Here is a 5,067-nt window from a genome sequence, read left to right as displayed (position 1 = left end):
GTAGATGTCGGTGTCGGCAACTAGCTTCACATCCAGAGGGGTGGTGCTCTGGCGGAGATGCTGCACAACCTCCAGAAACTTGACCTGGGAGAACTCCCCAACGGTGCCGGTGATGGGATCCGAGAGGAGCCCCTCCTCCTGCGAGCGCTGATTGGCCTGGTTCAGCAGCCCCAGCAGTTGCTGTTGGATCTGATTTTCGCTCAAACCCGGTTGAATCACCCCGTGGGCCAGCACGGATCCCTTGGCGAAAATCCGCTGGTTGGGGTAAATCTGCACGAGCACAGGCACAGGCTCCCCCTTGAGCCGGTTGGTAACAGAGAGAATGCGCACCGCCCAGCTACCGGGCTCTTGCAACTTCTCCAAGGCTTGATCGGCATCCTCGCGGCGGATCAAGATCGCGTTTTCCAGAGGGGGCATGGGCTGGGATCCAAGGGCAAGGGCCCGCTGTTCCGCCTGGGCCAAAAGGTGCTCAAACTGCCGCCGGATCGCCTCTGGTTTTGCCCCTCTTGGAGCCTCCACAACTCCTGTTGCCAAAACTTCCCCCGCCAAGATGGCCAGTTCCCCCCGCCGCAGCCGCACCGCCAATTGGTTGAGCTGCTCGATCTCCTGCTCAAGCTGGTTTTTCTGGTTCTCCAGTTGGGTTAAGGCCGCCTGCACCACATCCAGGGAGCGCTCCAGCTGATCCCGATCCAGTTGCAGGGCTTGTTTTTGCGACTCCAGGGTGGCGATCACCTGGCGGGCCGACTCCACCTCTGCCTTCACTGCCTCCAACTCGGCATGGGCTCGATCCAAACTGGGCTGCACCTTGGCCAGTTGCTCGTTGGCTGCCGCCAGCTTGGCCTCCGCCTCCTGCCGCTCCTGCAGCGCCACTGCCAGCTGATCGCGCACTTCGCTCAGGCGGGTTTGGGCTGCCGACTGCTGGGTGCGAAATTGATCCAGATCCACCTTGAGGTGGTCTCGCTCAACCCTGAGAGCGGCATTTTCCGCTTCCAAGAGGGCTTTCTGGCGGTTGAGGGCCCGCAGCTCTTGCTCCGCCTGGGCAATTTGGTTGGTGTAGCTGAACAGGGCCTCCGACAGAGAGCGGTTGAGGAGCAGCAGTGTGCCCAAGGTCAGGGCGGAGATGCTCACGCCGGTCACCACGGCCACCAGAATGGCGGTATGGCGGGGGCGCAGGTTAAACCAGGTAAGGCGCTTTTTGCCAATGCGGTAGCCCACCCGATCCCCAACAACGGCAATCAGGCCACTGACAACCAACATGTAGAGGATCAGCAGTACGCCTTGCATATTCGCGGATCCCTGCCATGGAAATCTTAGCAAGGTTGCCCTGAGGATTTTGCAAGTTGCTGGGAGATAGATTTCGGCGCTGTTTTGTAGGGATTTTTGGGGGTTCTAATCCGCGTAGAGGAGCCGCTCCACCGCCGCCACAATATCTGCAGGTTGCACGATGGTGGCCGCCTCCAGCGTGCCGTTGTAGGGGGTGGGAATGTCCTGCGAAGCCAAACGCATCACCGGCGCATCCAGCTCATCGAACAGTTCTTCCATGATGCGAGCTGTCAGTTCCGCCCCAATGCCACCCGATTTCATGTCTTCCTCAACAATGATCACCCGATGGGTTTTGCGCACCGAAGCGGCAATGGTTCCCATATCTAAAGGTTTCAGCGAGATTAAATCGATCACCTCAGGGTCGATCTCCTGCTGCACCAAAGTGTCCACGGCCTTGAGCACGTGGTAGCGCATGCGGGAGTAGGTGAGCAGGGTAACATCGGAGCCGGATCGGACGATTTCGGCTTTGTCCAGAGGCAAAAGGTATTCCTCTTCTGGCAGATCTTCTTTCAAGTTGTACAGGAGCACATGCTCGAAAAAGAGAACGGGGTTGTCGTCGCGGATGGCGGACTTGAGCAAGCCCTTGGCATTATAGGGAGTTGAACAGGCCACGATCTTAAGCCCGGGCACCGCTTGGAAGTAGGCCTCTAGCCGCTGCGAGTGTTCTGCTCCCAACTGACGACCCACCCCGCCCGGCCCGCGGATGACCATCGGGATCTTGAAATTGCCCCCGGAAGTGTAGCGCAGCATACCGGCATTGTTGGCAATTTGGTTGAAGGCCAGCAGCAGAAAGCCCATGTTCATCCCTTCCACCACCGGGCGCAAGCCGGTCATGGCTGCCCCGATGGCCAGGCCGGTGAAGCTGTTCTCGCAAATGGGGGTATCCAGCAGGCGCATCTCCCCGTACTTGCGATACAGGTCTTTGGTGACTTTGTAGGAGCCGCCGTAATGGCCGACATCTTCTCCCAAAACAAATACGTTGGGATCCCGGGCCATTTCTTCGTCGAGGGCAGCACGCAAGGCGTTGTAAAGGAATGTCTCGGCCATAGAGGTTCAATATCGCTAAACCCTCATTAAACCATTTTGCCGGCATGGATCCCCTTGCAGCTGACTTGATAGGCTGAGCTCAGAATTCTTGCTCAAAGGGATGGCGACCTTCCCCACAGCTTTCCTCAGCACTCTCTTTCCCCTGGAACATGGGGATCGTCCGTCTTCTCAAGAAAAGACACCATGAGCATTCCACGGCCCAAACTGGCGCTGACCTTGGGGGATCCCGCGGGAATTGGGCCGGAAATTGTGCTCAAGGCGCTGGCGGATCCTGAGGTGCAGTCTTGCGCCCACATCACGGTTGTAGGGGATCGGCAGGTTCTAGAAGCCACCTATCGCCTGCTGAGAGATCGGTCGCCGGCTCCATTGGCCCATCCGGCAGGGATCCCGATGCTGGAATGCGACACAGGCTTTCGGTTACAGCCTGGCTGTATTGGTCAAGGGGATGCCGACAGTGGTGCGGTTAGTTTTGCTTACCTGAGAACGGCGGTCGAACGGACGTTGCAGGGGGAGTTTCAGGGGATCGTGACAGCGCCCATCGCCAAGTATCTCTGGCATCAAGCTGGCTACCGGTTCCCTGGTCAAACAGAAGTTTTGGCCCAGCTGAGTCGGTCTGAGCACTACGGGATGATGTTTGTTGCCCGTTCCCCCCACAGCGGTTGGCAGATGCGGGTTTTGCTGGCCACCACCCATATTCCCCTCGGCCAAGTGCCCACCGTGCTGACCCCAGAGCGGGTGCGGACAAAGCTGAATGTGCTGGTGGGATCCCTGCGCCACACCTTTGGGATCCGGGATCCTGTGATTGCAGTAGCCGGCCTGAATCCCCATGCCGGCGAACAGGGGCAACTGGGATCGGAGGAAAAAGAATGGCTGACCGAGCTGCTGCGCACCTATGCCCACGCCCAAATTTGGGGGCCGCTTCCCCCCGACACCCTGTGGGTGGCTCCCGCGCAAGCCTGGCATGGCCAGGGATCCCCAACTGTGGCAGATGCCTACTTGGCTCTCTATCATGATCAAGGTTTGATCCCGGTGAAGATGCTGGCTTTTGACCGGGCGGTTAACCTGACAATTGGGCTGCCTTTTGTTCGCACCTCTCCCGATCATGGCACCGCCTTCGACATTGCCGGCCAAGGGGTGGCCCGATGCGAGAGCCTTAAGCAGGCGATCCTGCTGGCGGCAGAACTGCTGGGCAAAAACCCCTCCTGAGGGAAATGCCGTCTGTACCCGACAATCTGAGGCCGTTTCTCGTTTCCAGGGGGTGGCTTGATGGAAGTTGCCGGTGCTACCTCAACCGGAATGCTTTACCGTCGCTTTGGGCGCACCCAACAGCTGGTCTCGGTTTTTTCTCTGGGCAGCATGCGCTTGGTCAATGTGCCCAGGGATCAAGCTCAGGCAACCGTTGAGGCAGCCCTAGCCGCAGGGATCAACCACATCGAAACGGCTCAGGCTTATGGCCATGCCGAGGTGCTCTTGGGCGAGATTTTGCAAACCCTGCCCTTTTCACGCCATCAGTTGATTCTGACCAGCAAACTCACTCCCACAGATGGGTTGCGAGAGCGGCTTCAGGGATCCCTGCGCCGTCTGCGGGTGGATTACCTGGATCAATTTGCCTTTCATGGCATCAACCTGCCGGAACATCTGGAGTGGGTGCTGCAGAAAGGGTTGCCGATTCTCAAGCAGATGCAGCAAGAAGGCTGGGTGCGCCACATTGGGTTTTCCACCCATGGATCCCTGGAGTTAATTTTGCAGGCCATCCAGACAGGATGCTTTGACTTTGTTAATTTGCACCATCACTTTTTCCAACAGCGCAATGCACCGGCCCTAGAAGCGGCTGCCCAGCAAGATATGGGCGTGTTCATCATTTCTCCTGCCGATAAAGGGGGAATGCTCTATCGCCCGCCCCAACACCTGCAGGAGTGCTGTGCACCTTTCAGCCCCTTGGAGTTTGCCTATCGTTTTTTGCTGGCGGATCCCCGTGTTCACACCCTCAGCCTGGGCATCACTCATCCTGAGGAGCTACAGGTGGCCTTGTCGGCTTTACAGGATCCCGACCGTTGGTGGGTGGATGGCCCTCAGATTCAGGAGCGGTTGCGCCAAGCCGAGCAGGAACGCTTGGGATCCAGCCGCTGCACCCAGTGCTACGCCTGCCTGCCCTGCCCAGAAGGGATCCACATTCCCGAAGTGCTGCGGTTGCGCAACTTGGCCATTGCCCACGAAATGACGGAGTTTGCTCGGTACCGCTACAACATGTTCGGCCAAGCTGGGCATTGGTTTCCGGGGTCACCTGCCGACCGCTGTACCGAATGCGGTGACTGCTTACCCCGCTGCCCAGAACATCTGCCTATCCCGGAGTTGCTGGCCGAAGCCCACCAGTTGCTGCATCGCTCTCCAATCCGGCGGCTCTGGGAATAACCATTCCACCTATCCTATTTGGCTGAGCTTAACTTCACTTATAATCGGATGGAGTTTATCGATTGCATCACAAGGCGAGGCATCGGAGTGAATAGTCAGAGCCAAGACCGCTTAGACCGGGTGGAACAACTGCTGGCTTGGACGGCTGAACAGACTGCTGCCAACAGCCGAGAAATCCGGGAGCTCTGCCAATCGGTCCAGGAGCTGCGCCAGTCCATCCAAGAAAGCCGCGCCCAGTCTGCCGAGGAGAACGCCGCCCGTCTGCGGGAAATCGAGGAGCTGCGT

General features: G+C 58.5%; 4 protein-coding genes and 1 pseudogene. 3 read left to right on the top strand and 2 right to left on the bottom strand.

Annotation, left to right across the window (positions count from 1 at the left end; translation table 11 throughout):
- Window positions 1–1,284, bottom strand: a 1,284-nt coding sequence (locus tag NW839_RS06330) for a DUF3084 domain-containing protein (protein ID WP_414380522.1), incomplete at its 3' end; no start/stop codon positions are given.
- Between the two features lie 105 nt (window positions 1,285–1,389).
- Window positions 1,390–2,370 carry an alpha-ketoacid dehydrogenase subunit beta gene (locus tag NW839_RS06325; protein WP_414331610.1) on the bottom strand — a complete coding sequence of 327 codons (981 nt, stop codon included), beginning with the start codon at window positions 2,368–2,370 and terminating at the stop codon, window positions 1,390–1,392.
- A gap of 183 nt (window positions 2,371–2,553) precedes the next feature.
- Between NW839_RS06325 and pdxA the strand changes: the two genes are divergently transcribed.
- From pdxA to NW839_RS06310, 3 genes and pseudogenes are all read left to right on the top strand, one after another.
- Complete coding sequence (gene pdxA / locus NW839_RS06320) at window positions 2,554–3,576, top strand: 4-hydroxythreonine-4-phosphate dehydrogenase PdxA (protein ID WP_414350200.1); 1,023 nt, start codon at window positions 2,554–2,556, stop codon at window positions 3,574–3,576.
- Between the two features lie 90 nt (window positions 3,577–3,666).
- On the top strand, window positions 3,667–4,782 hold the full coding sequence (locus tag NW839_RS06315) for an aldo/keto reductase (protein WP_414350204.1): 1,116 nt from the start codon (window positions 3,667–3,669) through the stop codon (window positions 4,780–4,782).
- Window positions 4,783–4,869: 87 nt separating this feature from the next.
- Window positions 4,870–5,067, top strand: a pseudogene (locus NW839_RS06310) (hypothetical protein); the annotation flags it as partial.

Source organism: Synechococcus sp. R5-15 (genome assembly GCF_047462035.1).
Lineage (GTDB): Bacteria > Cyanobacteriota > Cyanobacteriia > Thermostichales > Thermostichaceae > Thermostichus.
The sequence above is the reverse complement of the archived record's forward strand: the minus strand, read 5'-3'. Positions and strand labels throughout refer to the sequence as shown.